The following is a 1,562-nucleotide window of genomic DNA, read 5'->3' as shown; positions in this document are numbered from 1 at the left end:
ATAAGAGACACCCTCGGCCCCTCCCCCACACCGGGCGTACCGCCGCTCCAGGAAAGGGAGTTCGGGTTCCTGACGGAATGACAGGACGGGATGCCTCATCGGGAAACACCACCGACACGCTGAAGGGCTATGATCCGCTTCACACATGATCACGTATTCCCGGCGACCGTGGTATAGGGCGTGGGCGGGTCCCGCCTGCGCGCTCCCCGGCCGCCGTGCGTGAGCACACCCGTGTTGGCATCGATGATGAGGGGAGCGTCGCGATAGCACTACGTATTTGGCTCAGCAGCGCAGGGGCAGCCACGACTCAGGTGATGCGGATGTTGCGCGACAACCCTGACGCCGCCCACGTTCGCATCTACGGGACGAACGTGGACCCCGCCGCGCCCGCGCTGGCGGCGTGCGACGTGGGGGAGGTCGAACCGCACCGTGTCGGCAACGACGACTACGCCGAGTTCGCGGTCGATTTCTGTCGCAGGCACGGGATCGACGTCCTGATCCCGCCCAGAAGGCTCGACGCCCTGGCCGTGCACGCCGACGCCTTCGCCGCCGTCGGCACCCGGCTGATGTGTTCCTCGCCCCAGGCGGTCGACGTGCTCACGAGCAAGAGCCGCACCTACGAGGCGGCCCGCGCCATCGGCGTGCCCGTGCCCGACTGGCGGGTGGTATCCGACGCCGACGGGCTCCGCGCGGCGGCGGAGGACCTCGCCCGGGCCGGCGACACGGTCTGCATCAAACCCGCGGGCGAGTACTCGGCCTTCGGGTTCCGCATCCTCGACGACAGTCCCCTCAGCATGAGGGACCTGCTCGCCCCCGCCCGGCCCCTGGTCTCGGTCGACGCCGTGGCCGCCGCGCTGAAACGGGCCGCGGACGAGCACGAGAAGGTCCCGCAGTTCATCGTCATGCCCTATCTCGAAGGGCCCGAGGTGAGCGTGGACTGTCTCTCCACCCCCGGAGGAACGCTGCTGGCCGGCATCCCCCGGGCCAAACAGGGCCGTTACCGGCTGCTGCTGGACAACCCCGCCTTCACCGCGATCGCGGAACGGCTGGTCGGCCACTTCCGGCTGGCCTATCTCTCCAACGTCCAGTTGCGCCACCGGAACGGACAGCCCGTGCTGCTGGAGGCCAACCCCCGGCCCTCCGCCGGCATCTTCCAGACCGCGTTCACCGGGGTCAACCTGCCCTGGGCGGCCGTGCGTCTGCTGCTGACCGGCGATCCGGGGCCCCTGACGCCGCTGCGTCTCGGCGGGCGGGTGGCGGTCACCGAGACCGTCACCGAGGTCACCCCCGGGACCGGTCCCGGCACCGGCGCCGGTCCCGGCACCGGCGCCGGGTTCGGCGCGGGCGTCGGCACCGGAGCCCTCGCGGCGGCAGGGGAGTTGGTCTGAGCAGGACCGCCCCCACCGGACCGGGCCGGTCCTGACGGTTCCGAGGGCCTGACGGCCTGACGGCCCGACGGTCCGGAGCATCACCACCGTCGTCGGCGACGACGAGGCGGGCGTTGGCCACGGCAGACGCTCGCCTCCGCCGGAGCGGCACCCCGCTTCCCCCCTGCGTATCGC

General features: G+C 71.4%; 1 protein-coding gene. It reads left to right on the top strand.

The genetic code is table 11. From position 1 onward, the window contains the following. The first annotated feature begins 215 nt into the window (after window positions 1-215). A complete protein-coding gene (locus ACSNOC_RS27685; RefSeq protein ID WP_436750320.1) occupies window positions 216-1,388 on the top strand; it encodes an ATP-grasp domain-containing protein in 1,173 nt (390 codons plus the stop codon). The last annotated feature ends 174 nt before the right edge of the window (window positions 1,389-1,562 follow it).

Origin of the sequence: Streptomyces sp. URMC 129 (assembly GCF_051386415.1) — a bacterium.
GTDB lineage: Bacteria > Actinomycetota > Actinomycetes > Streptomycetales > Streptomycetaceae > Streptomyces.
This window is presented reverse-complemented; position numbering and strand designations above follow the sequence as displayed.